Below are 16,182 nucleotides of genomic sequence, written 5' to 3'. Positions count from 1 at the left end.
GCACCGGCAACGAATCCGACCCCCGGATCGCGCGCGACGACCGATGCGGGAAAGACCGGCGCGGCCCTCACTGAAAATCGAACGCGCTCAGCCCCGTCACCATCTCGTCCAGCCCGAGCGGCCGCGTCACGGGCGGCTCGGCGCGGGCGAGGCAGCCGGCGCGTTCGCACAGGCGGCAGGCGGGGCCGACCGGGGTCAGCGCATGGGTCGGCGCGCCGCCGGCCTTGCCCGGCATGCCGGGGAGCGCGGCGCCATAGACCACGGCGTCGCGGAACCCCAGATCGCAGCCGATCAGCAGCGCCGTGCGGCGCGGGCGCTCGGCGAAGGCGCCCTGCGGCCCCTCCAGCGTGCGGGCGATCGTCAGGAACTCCGCCCCGTCGGGCATCTCCACCGCCTCCACCAGCACCTGCCCCGGCTGGGCGAAGGCGGCGTGCACGGCGAGCTTCGGGCAGCCCCCCCCAAAACGGCTCTGCGGAAAACCCTGCGCGCCCGCCTTGCGGAAGCGGTTGCCCGCATGGTCGACCTCGAGCATGAAGAAGGGAACGCCCGCGGCCCCGGCGCGGCCGAGTGTGGTCAGCCGGTTCGCCGCCTGCTCGAAGGAAACGCCGAAGCGCGATTTCAGAACGTCGATGTCGTAATGCGCCCGCTCCGCCGCCGAGAGGAAGGGCCGGTAGGGCATCATCAGCGCGTGCGCCGCATAGCGGCCGAGCTCGAAGCGGGCGAGCCGCCGCGCCTCGTTGCCGGAAAGTTTTAGCGCCTCGATCTCGCCGGCCACGGCCACCGACATGCGCAGGAGGCACGCCTCCATGGCGATCTCGCGCAGCTGGTCGGCGGGCGACAGGCGCTCGGAGACGAAGAGGCGCTGCGAATGCCGGTCATAGCGGCGGCGCCAGTTGGGCATGGTGGCGACCGGCAGGACGCGCACGACGATGCCGTGCTCGCGCTTCAGCCAGGCCCGGATGGCGGCGGAGAGGTCGTCGCCCGGCTCCAGCAGCTTGTGAAAGCTCTCCGCCTCCTCCTCGATGGCCGGGAAATGGTTGGCCCGCCGCTCGAAGGTCTCGCGCACCTCGTCGATGGGCAGACGCGCGGCGGAGATCGCCGTGGCGCGCCCTTCCCGCGCGAGCATCTCCGACAGGTCCGACATGCGGTCGGCCTGCTCGCGATAGGCGCGGTAGAGCTTGACCAGCGCCGCCGCCGCGTTGGGCGCGGCCTCGGCGACGTCGATCAGCTCCTGCTCGCCCGGCAGCTCGCCGGCCAGCAGCGGGTCGGAAAACACCTCGCGCAGCGCCGCCAGCGAAAGCCCCGCCTCGCCCTGCAACTCGTCCGGGTCGACCTTGTAGACCGAGGCAAGCTTCAGGATCAGCGGCACGGTCAGCGGGCGCTGGTTGCGCTCGATCAGGTTCAGGTAGGAGGGCGAGATGCCCAGCCCCTCGGCCATCGCCGTCTGGGTCAGCCCCTTGGCGTTGCGCACCCGGCGGATGCGCGCGCCGGCGAAGATCTTCTGGTTGGCCATGGTCGAACCCCGCTTGTTTCTGCGTCCTCGGCAACGCGTGGCCGTTCAGGCATGGATCCTCGGGTCAAGCCCGAGGATGACGAGAGGAAAGGCCTGCGAACCTGCCGCCACCGCAAGTGAGCCCTACGGCCCGCAGTGAACCAGGCCAACCGCCTCGCGATCCGGCTTCGTCATCCTCGGGCTTGACCCGAGGATCCATGCCTGAACGATCGCCACTTTACACACCTTTACAAAACCGCCCCACAAACTCGCCCTTACATCCTTTACAAATTTACACGCCTACCCTGTCAAAATCCAGACATGCTGACACGAAAAATCCCTTGCATTCTCTGAATTTTCTCCGCTTCCGCTGCGCCGCAATGTAAATCCTGTAACGAACACGGGGCAAGCAATTTCCCAGGAAGCTCGCCCCGCAACAGAAGCATTTCCTGCACGGAGGTCACAATGACGGATTTTTACAACCTTGTTCCCAGCGCGGCGGAAGGCCGTTTCGACGGCATCGAGCGGCCCTACACGCCGGCCGACGTGGAGAAGCTGCGCGGCTCGGTGGCGATCCGCCACACGCTGGCCGAACAGGGCGCAAACCGGCTGTGGCAGCTCATTCATGAGGAAGACTTCGTCAACGCGCTCGGCGCGCTCTCCGGCAACCAGGCCATGCAGATGGTGCGCGCCGGGCTGAAGGCGATCTATCTGTCCGGCTGGCAGGTGGCGGCCGACGCCAACACGGCATCCGCCATGTATCCGGACCAGTCGCTCTACCCGGCCAATGCCGGCCCCGAACTGGCGAAGCGCATCAACCGCACCCTGCAGCGCGCCGACCAGATCGAGACGGCGGAGGGCAAGGGCCTGTCAGTCGACACCTGGTTCGCGCCCATCGTCGCCGACGCAGAGGCCGGCTTCGGCGGCCCGCTCAACGCCTTCGAGATCATGAAGGCCTATATCGAGGCGGGCGCGGCGGGCGTCCATTTCGAGGACCAGCTCGCCTCGGAGAAGAAGTGCGGCCATCTGGGCGGCAAGGTGCTGATCCCGACCGCGGCGCATATCCGCAACCTCAACGCGGCGCGGCTCGCCGCCGACGTGATGGGCGTGCCGTCGCTGGTCATCGCCCGCACCGACGCGGAAGCGGCCAAGCTGCTCACCTCCGACATCGACGAGCGCGACCGGCCCTTCGTCGATTATGACGCGGGCCGTACCGTCGAGGGCTTCTATCAGGTGAAGAACGGGCTCGAATCCTGCATCGCCCGCGCCATCGCCTATGCGCCGCATGCGGACCTGATCTGGTGCGAGACCTCGAAGCCGGATCTCGAGCAGGCGCGCAAATTCGCCGAGGGCGTCCAGAAGGCGCATCCGGGCAAGCTGCTCGCCTACAATTGCTCGCCCTCGTTCAACTGGAAGAAGAACCTCGACGACGCCACCATCGCCAGGTTCCAGTGCGAGCTGGGCGCCATGGGCTACAAGTTCCAGTTCATCACGCTGGCCGGCTTCCATCAGCTCAATTTCGGCATGTTCGAGCTGGCGCGCGGCTACAAGGACCGGCAGATGGCCGCCTATTCGGAGCTGCAGGAGGCGGAGTTCGCCGCCGAGGCCAATGGCTACACGGCCACCAAGCACCAGCGCGAAGTCGGCACAGGCTATTTCGACGCCGTGTCGATGGCAATCACCGGCGGCCAGTCGTCGACCACCGCCATGAAGGAATCCACCGAACACGACCAGTTCCGCCCGGCGGCGGAGTAAACAGGGCCGACGCCCGGAAAGGAGAACGGACATGACACCGAAGACCCGCGTCAAGGAACGTGCAGAAGAACAGTCGAGCGCCATGAGCGTCGACCAGCAGGCCATCATCCGCATGGTCGCCAACGACCTGCACAGGCTCAACCAGTCGGTGATGAAGGCGGTGGATTCGGGCGTGTCCGTCGAACTCGTCCGCTCGGCGCGCCACCATGGCGGGGAGGGAAACTGGGGCGACCTCCTGGTGCCGGTCATCGTCACCAACCGCCTCGCCGGCTCCTGAACCGGCCAATGGGCCTCCAGCCCGACGCCCGCGCGGTCCGCCGCGCGGGTGTTTCTTTATGGCAGGAAAGGAGACCCTCGGGATAGAAAAATTCAATAAAAGAATATGCAAATTCAACTAAACATCGCAAACAACCCCCGTTTGCATAATTTTACACGGGAAATCCTGCCAATCCGCCCAATATAAACCTTTTGTAACTTGACTTTTCACCGCTCGTTGAGAGTATGGCGCCCGAAATTCAACCGGGCATTGCGTTTCGCTGCCCTGTTCTTTTGGGTGGCGGGGCGATGACGAACATTTCTTCTTCCAGCGAAACAATGGTTTCCGACCACAGCGCCCAGCAGGCCGCCTGCACCGCCGATTTAGGCCAGGTGCTGGTCGTCGCCGCATCGCCGATCAACCGCATCGTCCTGTCGCGGATCGCCGAGCGCGCCTATCTGAAGGCCAGCGCGATGGAGCCAGGCGAAGCCGGGCGGACGCTTGCCGCCGCCGCCGCGCGCGACCGGTCGCCGGGCCTGGTGATCGTCGACATGGACGCAGCGCTCGGCAATGCCGGCAGCCTGATCGACCTTCTCAGCGCGCTGCGCAGCGCCTCGCCGCGCCGGCTGCCGCTGGTCATCGGCGTCGTCTCCAGCTGCGAGACCGCCACCCTGCCCGCCCTGCAGTTCGACGCGACCGTCGTTCGCCCCGTCACCCCCGAGACCCTGCAGCCGGTCATAGAGCGGTTGATCGCCGGCGCCAGGGGATAGGCGGGCCTTCCCTTCCCGCGCATCGCCCGTCTATACTCCGGCATCCGAAACGATCCCTGGTGATTGATGCCTGACAGGAAAAAGCTGAGCCGTCCCGCCGGCCGCGGCGACGTGGTGCGCGCTCCCGCATTTCTCAAGAATCTGCGCGGGGTGAAGGACTGGAAGCAGGCGACGTCCTGGCTCGAATGGCGCGGTATCGAGGACATCGAATGCATCACGCCGGACCAGGCCGGCGTGGCGCGCGGCAAGATGATGCCGTCGAAGAAATTCACCTCCAACACATCGCTGGCGCTCCCCTCCGCCGTCTTCATGACGACGATCTCGGGCGAGTATCCCGAAAGCGGCGGCGGCTTCGTCTACCCGGAAGACGACGGCGATCTGAAGCTTCTGCCGGACCTGTCGACGCTGACGGCGGTGCCGTGGGAGACGGACCCGACGGCGCAGGTGATCTGCGACCTGGTGCACCAGGACGGACGCGCCGTCGAGTTCAGCCCGCGCAACCTGCTCAAGCATGTGGTCGCCCAGTACGCGAAGCATGGCCTGAAACCCATCGTCGCGCCGGAGATCGAGTTCTATCTGGTCCACAAGAACCCCGACCCGGACTATCCGCTGACGCCACCGGTCGGCCGCTCGGGCCGTCCCATCGGCGGGGGTCAGGGCTATTCCATCGCCGGCGTCAACGAATTCGACGAGCTGATCGACGACATCTACCACTATTCCGAGGCGCAGGGCCTGGAGATCGACACGCTGATCCACGAGGAAGGCGCCGGCCAACTCGAGATCAATCTGCGCCACGGCGATCCCGTGGAACTCGCCGACCAGGTGTTTATGTTCAAGCGGACGATCCGCGAGGCCGCACTCAACCACGACACCTATGCCACCTTCATGGCCAAGCCGATCCAGGGCCAACCCGGCTCGGCGATGCATATCCACCAGTCGGTGGTGTCGCTGAAGAAGGGCAACAATGTCTTCTCAAGCGAAGACGGCGGCGAGACCCAAACCTTCCGCCACTTCATCGGCGGGTTGCAGCGGCACATCCCGAGCGCGCTGATCATGCTCGCGCCCTACGTCAACTCCTACCGCCGGCTGACCCAGGGCACTTCCGTGCCGGTGAACACGCGCTGGGGCTACGACAACCGCACGACGGCCTTTCGCGTGCCGCGCTCCGACCCGGCGGCACGGCGCGTCGAGAACCGCATCCCATCGTCCGACGCCAATCCCTATCTGGCGCTGGCCGCATCGCTCGCCTGCGGGCTGATCGGCATCCTGGACAAGAACACGCCCGACGCGCCGGCCGGCACGGCGGTAAACCAGGACGAGATCGAGCTGCCGCGCGGCCTGCTCGAGGCCGTCGCCCTGTTCGAGAGCGACGAAGCCCTGACGCGCATCCTCGGCGCCTCCTTCGTCTCCACCTTCGCCGCCATCAAGCGCGCCGAATTCGAAACCTTCATGCAGGTGATCAGCCCGTGGGAACGGGAGTATCTGCTGTTGAATGTGTGAAGTGAGCGAATAGCGAATAGCGAATAGCGAATAGCGAATAGCGAATAGCGAATAGCGAATAGCGAATAGAGGAGTATCCGTATGATGAGCGAAGACAACCGGCCACCTTCCTGAAGCCATCTTTTTTCCCTACTCACTACTCACTACTCGCTCCTCTCCCATGTCCCACCGCTCTCCCATCTCCCCCGGCCACTCCTGGTACGAAGCGACCAGCGGGCCACGCGCGGACTATCCGGCGCTCGATGCGGATCTCTCGGTCGATGTAGCCATTGTCGGGGGTGGCTTCACAGGCCTTTCGGCGGCGGCGCATCTCGCCAAGGCCGGCGTCAATGTCGCGCTGATCGAGGCGCATCGCTTCGGTGACGGCGCCTCTGGGCGCAACGGCGGACAGCTCGGCACCGGACAGCGCGCCTGGGCGGAAGAGCTGGAGGCCGAACTGGGCTTCACCCGGGCGAAAGCCCTGTTCGATCTGGCCGAGGAGGCGAAGGCGCATCTCCTGGACTTCGCGGCGGCCAACGGCATCGAGATCGACTACCGGCCGGGCCAGATGTCGGTGGTCCACAAGAAGCGCTATCTCGACGATTACCGCCGGCATGCCGACATCATGCGCGAGCGCTTCGCCTATCCGCATCTGAGCTTCATGGACGCCGGCGAGACGCGCGAGCGGCTGGGTTCCGACCGCTATTTCGGCGGCGTGCGCGACACGGGCACCGGCCACATCCATCCCCTGAAACTGGTCATCGGCACAGCGCGCACGGCGGCGGAGGCCGGGGCGCTGCTGTTCGAGAACTCACCTGCGACCGGGATCGTCTCCGAGGGCGGCATGGTGCGCATTGCCACCGCGCGCGGCACCGTCAGCGCACGGAAATGCCTGCTCGCCACGAACGCCTATGGCGGCGATCTGGAGCCGACCAGCGCCGCACATGTCATGCCGATCGGCTCCTTCATCGGCGCGACCGCGCCGCTCGGCGACGACAGCCCGGTCCTGCCGGGCGGCGAGGCGGTGGACGATTCCCGCTTCGTGGTTCGCTATTTCCGCAAATCGTCGGACGGGCGGCTTCTGTTCGGCGGGCGCGAGATCTACGCGCCGGGCGAGGACAAGGCCATCGAGACGCATATCCGCCGGCAGATCGCGGAACTCTATCCCGCCTTGAGAGACGTCGAGATCACCCATGCATGGGGCGGCTATGTGGGCATCACCATGCCGCGCAAGCCCTTCGTGCGCGAGGTGATGCCCAACGTGATCGCCGCCGGCGGCTATTCCGGCCACGGCGTCATGCTGTCGAACTTCACCGGCAAGCTCTATGCCGAGACGGTCTGCGGCAATCGCGACCGGCTGAAGCTGCTGGAGGAACTGAAGATCCCGCCCTTCCCCGGCGGCCGGTTCCTGCGGCCGGCGCTGATGTTCCTCGCACTCAACTGGTATGCGCTGCGCGACCGGATCTGATGGCCAGCCTTACAGCGGCCAGAAGAACAGGATGGCCGGCACGGATACCGCGATGATGAGGATCTCGAGCGGCAGGCCCATGCGCCAGTAGTCGCCGAACCGATAGCCGCCCGGCCCCATGATGATGGTGTTGTTCTTGTGGCCGATCGGCGTCAGGAAGGCGCATGAGGCGGCGACCGCGACGGCCATCAGGAACGGGTCCGGCGACACGTCCAGTCCCTGCGCGACCGACAGGCCGACCGGAGCGGCGATCAGCGCCGTGGCCACATTGTTCAGGAAGTCCGACAGGGTCATCGTGACGATCATCAGGATCGTCAGGATCGCCCAGGCCGGCAGGGCGCCCGTCAGCGACAGGATCTGATCGGCGATCAGCTTCGTACCGCCCGATTCCTCCAGGGCCAAGCCGAGCGGAATGAGCGAGGCCAGCAGCACGATCACCGGCCATTCGACGGATTCATAGACCTCGCGCGCGCTGACCACGTTGAACAGCGCGTAGATGCCCACCGCCGCCGCGAGCGCGATGGCCAGCGGCACAAAACCCATCACCGAGGAGGCGACAGCAGCGGCGAAGACGCCGACCGCGAACATGGCCTTGCCACGCTGGATCACGGTGTGGCTCTTTTCCGCCAGCGGCAGGACGCCGAGCCACTCGGCCGCGTCCATCACCCGGCTTTCCGGCCCCAGCAGCAGCACCACGTCGCCCGGCTTGATGACGAGCTTGCGCACGCGCTCGCGGAAGCGCTTCCCTTGGCGCGAGACGCCGAGGAGCGTGACGCCGCGCCGGTAGAGCAGCCGCAGGTCCAGCGCCGTTCGGCCGACCATGCGCGCATTGTCGGGCACGATCGCCTCGACCAGGATCAGGGACTGGCCGCGCAGGCCGCCATGCTCTTCCGCGCCCGGCGCGTCCAGCCCGGCGGCGCCGATGAAGGCCTCGATCGACTTCGGATCGCCCTCCAGGACGAGATGATCGCTCTTGCGCACCTCCTCGCCCGCCGAAAAGCCAGGCAGGCGTTTACCGCGCCGCACCAGGCCGAGGATCGTCACATCGTGTTCGTCGGCCATCGGATAGAGCGTATTGACGGTCTTGCCGATGGACTTCGAGTTCTCCTTCACGCCGGCTTCCGCGACGAACAGGCCGGCATCCTCGCTCTGGCCGATCACCGCCGGCCCCGTTTCCGGAATCAGCCGCCAGCCGACCAGCGCGACGAAGGCGATGCCGAAGGCCGCGCAGATGAGGCCGACCGGCGAGAAATCGAACATCGAGAAGGACTCGCCGAGCGCCCTGCCGCGGAACTCGGCGATGACGATGTTGGGCGGCGTTCCGATCAGCGTGATCATGCCACCGAGAATGGTGGCGAAGGAGAGCGGCATCAGCGAGCGCGAGACGGGCCGTTTGGCCTTCTGCGCCGCCTCGATGTCGAGCGTCATCAGCATCACCAGCGCGGCGACATTGTTGATGACGGCCGACAGTCCGGCCCCGATCACCGACATGAAGCCGATATGCGTCGACAGCGAACGGCCTGACGAGAGGACGAAACGGGCGATCAGCTCGACCGCGCCCGCGTTCATCATGGCGCGCGAGACGATCAGCACCAGCGCGATGATGACCACGGCCTCGTGGCCGAAGCCGATGAAGGCGTCGTGCGGCGCGACGACGCCGCCGATCACCGCGATGATCAGCGCGGCAAACGCCACGAGATCGTAGCGGATGCGGCCCCAGACAAGGAAAGCGAAGACGACCCCGAGAAGACAAAAAAGGAAAACCTGCTCAAAGGTCATGTGATCGTGCCCCTCTCTTGAACCCGCCGGCCCTCAGCTTGAACCGTCCGTCTGAATTGGGCAATTCCGGGAAGGCCGGCAGGTTCCCCCGGCTCCGGAATTGTCCAGAAGAAAGATCGGCAAGGGCGCTCAGAGCATCGGACCAAAACGTGGACTCCGGTTTTCGGCTGTTCCGATGCTCGGTCAATGATCTGGATCGTCCTTCTTGCGTCCGAAGGGACGCGTGGGATCTGGTTTGCGTCCTTTCGGACGCACGGCGATCTAGATGCAGCGCCCGCCATCCACCTCCAGCGCCACGCCGGTGATGAACTCGGCCTCTCCGGAGGCCAGCCAGAGCGCCGCATTGGCGATGTCGAGCGGCGTCGATAGGCGGCCGAGTGGAATCGAGGCGCGGAACTGCGCGCGCTTTTCCGGCGTGTCCTCGCCCATGAACTGGCCGAGCATGCCCGTCTCGCCCGCGACGGGGCAGAGGCAGTTGACCCTGATGTTCTTCGGCGCCAGCTCGACGGCCATCGACTTGGTGGCGGTGATCGCCCAGCCCTTCGAGGCATTGTACCAGGTGAGACCCGGCCGCGGCCTGAGCCCTGCCGTCGAGGCGGTGGTGATGATCGAGCCGCCGCCCTGCTTTTCCATGATCGGAACGACGGCGAGCGTCGAATGATAGATCGCCTTCATGTTGACCGCGGTGATCAGGTCGAAGGTTTCCTCATCGACTTCGAGCAGGTCGCCGTTGCGATGGGTGAAGCCTGCATTGTTGACCATGATGTCGAGACGGCCATGCGCCTGCATCGCGGCCTCGACCATGGCTTCCACGTCGGCCTTCATGGAGACGTCGGCGGTTACCGGCAGCGCCGCCTCGCCGATCTCGTCGGCGATGCGCGCGGCGCCTTTGGCGTTCAGATCGGCGACGATGACCTTCGCCCCCTCCTCCGCGAAGCGCTTCGCCATTCCCGCGCCAAAACCGGACGCCGCGCCGGTGATGACGGCGACCTTGCCATCAAGTCGAGCCATGCTGAAATTCCTGTTACCCGTGATTGAAAACGATGGTTTTTGTGGCGGACATGTCGAACAGGGCCTCGAAACCCTTCTCGCGTCCATGCCCCGACTTCTTGAAGCCGCCGAAGGGCAACTCGATGCCGCCGCCGGCGCCATAGCCGTTGACGAAGACCTGCCCGGCGCGCACGCGCTTGGCGACCCGGTGCTGACGTGCGCCGTCGCGCGTCCAGACGCCGGCGACCAGGCCGAACTCCGTTCCGTTGGCGAGGCGCACCGCCTCCGCCTCGTCGGCGAAGGGGAACAGCGCCAGAACCGGGCCGAACACCTCGTCCTGCGCCAGCGCCGCATCCGGATCGACGTCCCCGAACAGAACCGGCGCGTGATAGAAGCCGCCCGACGGGGCGTCGGCATGCACCGTACCGCGGGCGAGAAGCGGCATGCCGGCTTCCTCGGCCGCCTGGACAAACCCGGCCACCCGGTCGCGCTGTGCCCGATTGATCAGCGGGCCAATGTCGAGATCGGCATCGTGCGGGCCGGCCACGAGCTTCGAGAAGCGCTCGGCCAGCGCGGCCGCCACCTGCTCATAGACCGGCTTCTCGATCAGGATGCGGCTGCCCGCCGAGCAGGTCTGGCCGCCGTTCTGGATGATGGCGTTGACCAGCACCGGAAGTGCCGCCTCGATGTCGGCGTCGGCGAAGACGATCTGCGGCGACTTGCCGCCCAGCTCCATCGTCACGCCGCGATTGTTGACGGCGGCTGCCTGCTGGATCGCCGTGCCGGTCATCGGCGAGCCGGTGAAGGTCACGTAGTCGACCAGCGGATGCGCCGAAAGGGCCGCACCCGCCGTGCGGCCATAGCCAGTGACGACGTTGAACACGCCTTCGGGGATGCCGGCCTCGAGCGCCAGTTCGGCGATGCGCAGCGTCGTCAGCGAGGCGTCTTCCGCCGGCTTGATGACCAGCGTGTTGCCCATGGCCAGCGCCGCGCCGACCACGCGGGCGAGGATCTGCAGCGGATAGTTCCACGGCGTGATGCCGACCACCACGCCATGCGGCTCGCGCAGGGTGAGCGCCGTGTATCCTTCCAGGAAGGGGATCGTGTCGCCATGGATCTTGTCGGCTGCGCCGCCGTAGAACTCGTAGTAGCGCATGGTGGCCGTGACGTCCGCCTTGCCCTGGCGGACCGGCTTGCCCGTGTCGCGCGATTCGAGGGCGGCCAGTTCCTCGCCGTTCTTCTCGACGAGCTGGAACAGGCGCGTCAGGCAGCGGCCGCGCTCGACCGCCGGCATCCGGCTCCACGGCTCCTCGTCGAAGGCGCGCCGCGCGGCCTTCACCGCCAGATCGACATCCGCGGCGTTGGCTGCGGGGATCGTGGCGAAAACCCTGCCGTCGGAAGGTGACAGGACATCGATCCGCTCGCCCGAAAGGGAATCGACCGAGCGACCGTCGATCAACTGCATGAAGGCGCGGCCCTCGGCCACGCTGCGCGAAAAATGGGTGCCCATCCCTGCCGCTCCGGTTTGTATTCTGTGCGCGCGAGCTTATGCTCAACGACGGAACCATGGGAAACCCGCCATGCGTCGCCATGTCAAGGCACAAACGCGAGCGCGGCATTGGCGCACATGCCCCGAACCGCATCCGGCAGCTTTCCCGTCTGGCTTTCTTAAATCGATTAGACTATAGCATCGGCACACAAACTGCGAGGCAAGCGGAGCGACGATGACCAGCCAGACAATTCCGGTTGAGCCTTTTGACCTGGTGGTGTTCGGCGCCACGGGAGACCTGTCGGAGCGCAAGCTGCTGCCGGCTCTCTACCAGCGGCAAAGGGCGGGGCAGTTCAGCGACCCGACGCGCATCATCGGCTCGTCGCGAACGAAGCTCAGCGGCGAGGAATTCCGCGCCTTCGCCGAGAAGGCGATCCGCGAACATGTCGCCAAGGGCGATATCGAGCCGGGCGAGCTAAAGCATTTCCTGGCCCGCCTTTCCTACGTGCCGGCGGATGCGAAATCGGGCGACGGCTTCGCCGAGCTGAAGACGGAGATCGGCGACAGCACGAGCGTGCGCGCCTTCTACATGGCCGTCGCGCCGAGCCTGTTCGACGACATTGTCGAGCAGATTTCCGAGCACGGACTTTCGACGGAAACGGCGCGGGTGATCGTCGAGAAGCCGATCGGCCGCTCGCTGTCCTCCGCGAAGGAGCTGAACGACGCCATCGGCCGCGTGTTCGACGAGCACAACGTGTTCCGCATCGACCACTATCTCGGCAAGGAGACGGTGCAGAACCTGATGGCGCTGCGCTTCGCCAACGCCCTCTACGAGCCCCTCTGGAACTCGGCCCATATCGACCATGTGCAGATCACCGTGGCGGAATCCGTCGGGCTGGAGGGCCGCGCCGGCTACTACGACAAGGCGGGCGCGCTGCGCGACATGGTGCAGAACCACATTCTCCAGCTCCTCTGCCTGGTCGCCATGGAGGCGCCGGCCTCGATGGACGCCGACACGGTGCGCGACGAGAAGCTGAAAGTGCTGCGGGCGCTGAAGCCCGTCGACGCCACCCATGCGGAAAAGATCACCGTGCGCGGCCAGTACCGCGCCGGCGCCTCGAACGGAGGCGCGGTCAAGGGCTATGCGCAGGAACTGGAAAGCGGTGCCAGCGACACGGAGACCTTCGTCGCCATCAAGGCGGAGATCGAGAACTGGCGCTGGGCCGGCGTCCCGTTCTACCTGCGCACCGGCAAGCGGCTGGCCGAGCGCGTGTCGGAGATCGTCATCGAATTCAAGCCGATCCCGCATTCGATCTTCGGCGAGGGCGCCGGCAAGGTGTTCGCCAACCAGCTCGTGATCCGGCTGCAGCCCGACGAGGGCGTGAAGCAGTGGATCATGATCAAGGATCCCGGTCCGGGCGGCATGCGCCTGCGCCATGTGCCGCTCGACATGAGCTTCGCCGAATCCTTCGACGTGCGCAATCCGGACGCCTATGAACGGCTGATCATGGATGTCATCCGCGGCAACCAGACCCTTTTCATGCGGCGCGACGAGGTGGAGGCCGCCTGGCGCTGGATCGACCCGATCCTGGCCGCCTGGGAAGACGGCAGACAGCCCGTGCAGGGCTATACGGCGGGCACATGGGGACCCTCCGCGTCGATCGCCCTGATCGAGCGCGACGGGCGCACCTGGCACGAGAGCACCTGACGATGGCCGACCATGCCTGGCACGAATTCCCATCGCCTTCCGACCTCGCCGGCGCGCTTTCGGATGCCGTCGCGCGGCAATTGCAGGCGGCGGTCGAAGAGCGCGGCAGCGCCACGATCGCGGTTTCGGGCGGACGCACGCCGGCGCTGTTCTTCGACCGGCTTTCCAGCCACGGCATCGCCTGGGACAAGATCACCGTGACGCTGGTGGACGAGCGCTTCGTGCCCAACGATTCGCCGCGCTCCAACGCGCGTCTCGTCGCCCAGCACCTGTTGCAGAACGAGGCGGCGCGCGCCGATTTCATCGGCCTCTACAACAGCGCCGAGAACGTCGAGGACGCCGCGGAGGAGGCGAGCGCCGCCCTTGCCCGCCTTGCCTGGCCGCTCGACGTCGTCGTGCTCGGCATGGGGGCGGACCGGCATACCGCGTCCTTCTTCCCCGATGCCGCCGATATCGAAGCCCTTTTGCTTCCGGGCGAAGGTCCAAGCGTCCTGCCCGTCCATGCGCTGAGCGCCGGCGAGCCGCGCCTCACCCTCTCCATGCAGCGCATTGCCGGCGCACGCTTCCTGGCGCTGCATATCGAGGGCGACGACAAGAAGGACACGCTGGAAGCAGCGCTGGCCGCCACGCCCGGACCCGCCTCGCCCATCGGCGCCGTTCTGAAGGCGGCGAAGAATACCGCCCAGATCTACTGGGCCCCGAAGCGCTAGCCGCGCACCGACCGTCTGGTCCCGCCGCCCTCCCCGAGCAGGACCTGCGCAACACAGGACGCATGCCATGACCGCACGACCCGAGATCGAAGCCGTCACAGCCCGCATTCGCGAGCGCTCGCGCAAAGGCCGCGAGGCCTATCTCGCCCGTCTCGACGAGGCCGCCGGACAGGCCGTGCACCGCTCCGTGCTCTCCTGCGGCAACCTCGCCCACGGCTTCGCCGCCTGCGGCCCCGCCGACAAGGCGGCGCTGGCCGGCGACCGGGTGGCCAATATCGGCATCATCACCGCCTATAACGACATGCTTTCGGCGCATCAGCCCTTCGAGCCTTTTCCCGAGCTCATCAGGGAAGCGGCGCGCGCGGCGGGCGGCGTGGCGCAGGTGGCGGGCGGCGTGCCGGCCATGTGCGACGGCGTCACCCAGGGCCAGCCCGGCATGGAGCTTTCTCTCTTTTCGCGCGACGTGATCGCCATGGCGGCGGCGGTCGGTCTGTCGCACAACATGTTCGACGCGGCCGTCTATCTCGGCGTCTGCGACAAGATCGTGCCGGGCCTCGTCATCGCGGCGCTGACCTTCGGCCATCTGCCGGCCGTCTTCATCCCCGCCGGGCCGATGACTTCCGGGCTCCCCAATGACGAGAAGGCGCGCATCCGCCAGCTCTACGCCGAGGGCAAGGTGGACCGGACGGCGCTGCTCGAGGCGGAATCGAAATCCTATCACGGCCCCGGCACCTGCACCTTCTACGGCACGGCCAATTCCAACCAGATGCTGATGGAGATCATGGGCCTGCACACGCCGGGTTCCTCCTTCGTCAACCCCAACACGCCGCTGCGCGACGCGCTGACGAAGGAAGCGGCGAAGCGGGCGCTCGCCATCACCGCGCTCGGCAATGACTACACGCCGGTCGGGCGCATGATCGACGAGCGCTCGATCGTCAACGGCGTGGTCGGGCTGAACGCCACGGGCGGCTCGACCAACCACACCATGCATCTCGTCGCCATGGCGGCGGCGGCCGGCATCAGGCTCACCTGGGACGACATCGCGGAGATATCCGACCACGTGCCGCTGATCGCCCGCGTCTACCCGAACGGGCTTGCCGACGTGAACCATTTCCACGCCGCCGGCGGCATGGGCTTCCTGATCCGCGAGCTGATCGACGACGGCTATCTGCACGAGGATGTCGGCACCATCTGGGGTGAGGGCCTGCGCCCCTACACGGTCGAGGCGAAGCTCGCCGACGACGGAACGGTGGTCCGCCTGCCCGCACCCGCCACGAGCGGCAACGCCAAGGTGCTGTCCACCGCCGCGAAGCCCTTCCAGGCGACGGGCGGCCTCAAGGTGCTGTCCGGCAATCTCGGCAAGTCGATCATCAAGGTCTCGGCGGTCAAGCCGGAGCACCGGGTGATCGAGGCGCCGGCGCTGGTGTTCCATTCGCAGGAGGAGATGCAGGCGGCGTTCAAGGCCGGCCAGCTCGACCGCGACTTCATCGCCGTCATCCGCTTCCAGGGACCGAAGGCGAACGGCATGCCGGAACTGCACAAGCTCACCCCCGCGCTCGGCGTGCTGCAGGATCGCGGCCATCGCATCGCGCTCGTCACCGACGGGCGCATGTCGGGCGCTTCGGGCAAGGTGCCGGCGGCGATCCACGTCACGCCCGAGGCGCTGGACGGCGGCATGATCGGCCGGGTGCGCGACGGCGATCCGATGCGCCTCGACGCGGAAATGGGTACGCTCGAAGTGCTGATCGATGCCGGCGAACTCGCTGCCCGCGAGAACGCCGACGCAGATCTCTCGGGCAACCAGTTCGGCATGGGGCGCGAATTGTTCGCCGGCTTCCGCCAGCTCGCCGGCCGCGCCGACCAGGGCGCGGCGGTGTTCTGACAGCACCCCCAACTCGGGGCGACACCGCGCCGATCACCCCCACTCCGTCTTGCTTCGCAAGCCACCTCTCCCCCTCCCGGGCAGGGCAATCGCATATGATTTTTCTTGCAGGCTTCGCCTGCGACCCCCACCCTCGATCCCTCCCCTCAAGGGGGAGGGAAGAAAGGTGCTGCGCTCCACCATTCCCCTCCCCCTTGAGGGGAGGGGTAAGGGGTGGGGGTACTGCGCCGCCATATACAATTGCCCTGCCCTCCCGGGGGAGAGGTGGCCGCGAAGCGGTCGGAGTGGGGGTCGACGCGACATCCGTTGACCTCATCGTCGCCGCCCCACCCTCCTGAGGCACGCTTGACAAGCCCACCCGGCCGGAGGCATGAGTTTTCCATGGGGATCGCGATCTCCCCACG

At 66.7% G+C, this 16,182-nt stretch carries 12 protein-coding genes; 8 read left to right on the top strand and 4 right to left on the bottom strand.

What is annotated here, in order from left to right; genetic code table 11:
• Window positions 1-67: 67 nt before the first annotated feature.
• Window positions 68-1,513, bottom strand: a complete 1,446-nt coding sequence (locus tag NA2_RS02330) for a helix-turn-helix domain-containing protein (RefSeq protein ID WP_008593720.1) — start codon at window positions 1,511-1,513, stop codon at window positions 68-70.
• A gap of 444 nt (window positions 1,514-1,957) precedes the next feature.
• Between NA2_RS02330 and aceA the strand changes: the two genes are divergently transcribed.
• The 5 genes from aceA (at window position 1,958) to NA2_RS02305 (ending at window position 7,220) form a co-directional block, all read left to right on the top strand.
• Window positions 1,958-3,247 carry an isocitrate lyase gene (aceA, locus tag NA2_RS02325; RefSeq protein ID WP_008593718.1) on the top strand — a complete coding sequence of 430 codons (1,290 nt, stop codon included), beginning with the start codon at window positions 1,958-1,960 and terminating at the stop codon, window positions 3,245-3,247.
• A gap of 31 nt (window positions 3,248-3,278) precedes the next feature.
• A complete protein-coding gene (locus tag NA2_RS02320; protein ID WP_008593715.1) occupies window positions 3,279-3,524 on the top strand; it encodes an SMc00767 family acetate metabolism repressor in 246 nt (81 codons plus the stop codon).
• Window positions 3,525-3,811: 287 nt separating this feature from the next.
• Window positions 3,812-4,273, top strand: a complete 462-nt coding sequence (locus NA2_RS02315; protein WP_157188106.1) for a response regulator — start codon at window positions 3,812-3,814, stop codon at window positions 4,271-4,273.
• Window positions 4,274-4,339: 66 nt separating this feature from the next.
• Window positions 4,340-5,773, top strand: coding sequence for a glutamine synthetase family protein (locus tag NA2_RS02310; RefSeq protein WP_008593712.1), 1,434 nt, complete (start codon window positions 4,340-4,342; stop codon window positions 5,771-5,773).
• A 160-nt stretch (window positions 5,774-5,933) separates the two neighbouring features.
• Entirely contained in the window at window positions 5,934-7,220 is a 1,287-nt protein-coding gene (locus NA2_RS02305) for an NAD(P)/FAD-dependent oxidoreductase (protein ID WP_008593710.1), read from the top strand.
• A gap of 9 nt (window positions 7,221-7,229) precedes the next feature.
• On the opposite strand, the gene NA2_RS02300 is transcribed toward NA2_RS02305, so the two are convergent.
• The 3 genes from NA2_RS02300 to NA2_RS02290 form a co-directional block, all read right to left on the bottom strand.
• Entirely contained in the window at window positions 7,230-8,999 is a 1,770-nt protein-coding gene (locus NA2_RS02300) for an SLC13 family permease (RefSeq protein WP_008593708.1), read from the bottom strand.
• 261 nt (window positions 9,000-9,260) lie between these two features.
• The gene (locus NA2_RS02295) at window positions 9,261-10,010 is read right to left on the bottom strand and encodes an SDR family oxidoreductase (protein WP_008593706.1); all 750 of its coding nucleotides are present in this window, start codon (window positions 10,008-10,010) and stop codon (window positions 9,261-9,263) included.
• A gap of 13 nt (window positions 10,011-10,023) precedes the next feature.
• The gene (locus NA2_RS02290; RefSeq protein ID WP_008593705.1) at window positions 10,024-11,499 is read right to left on the bottom strand and encodes an aldehyde dehydrogenase family protein; all 1,476 of its coding nucleotides are present in this window, start codon (window positions 11,497-11,499) and stop codon (window positions 10,024-10,026) included.
• A 214-nt stretch (window positions 11,500-11,713) separates the two neighbouring features.
• Between NA2_RS02290 and zwf the strand changes: the two genes are divergently transcribed.
• The 3 genes from zwf to edd all read left to right on the top strand — a co-directional run bounded on the left by zwf (window position 11,714) and on the right by edd (window position 15,778).
• Window positions 11,714-13,186 carry a glucose-6-phosphate dehydrogenase gene (gene zwf, locus NA2_RS02285; RefSeq protein WP_008593704.1) on the top strand — a complete coding sequence of 491 codons (1,473 nt, stop codon included), beginning with the start codon at window positions 11,714-11,716 and terminating at the stop codon, window positions 13,184-13,186.
• Between the two features lie 2 nt (window positions 13,187-13,188).
• Window positions 13,189-13,896, top strand: a complete 708-nt coding sequence (pgl, locus tag NA2_RS02280) for a 6-phosphogluconolactonase (protein ID WP_008593703.1) — start codon at window positions 13,189-13,191, stop codon at window positions 13,894-13,896.
• A gap of 67 nt (window positions 13,897-13,963) precedes the next feature.
• Entirely contained in the window at window positions 13,964-15,778 is a 1,815-nt protein-coding gene (gene edd / locus NA2_RS02275) for a phosphogluconate dehydratase (protein ID WP_008593701.1), read from the top strand.
• Window positions 15,779-16,182: the final 404 nt, after the last annotated feature.

Source organism: Nitratireductor pacificus pht-3B (genome assembly GCF_000300335.1).
In the GTDB taxonomy this organism is placed as follows: Bacteria; Pseudomonadota; Alphaproteobacteria; order Rhizobiales; family Rhizobiaceae; genus Nitratireductor; species Nitratireductor pacificus.
Note: the sequence above shows the minus strand (reverse complement) of the source record. Positions and strands in the feature narration are given on the sequence as shown.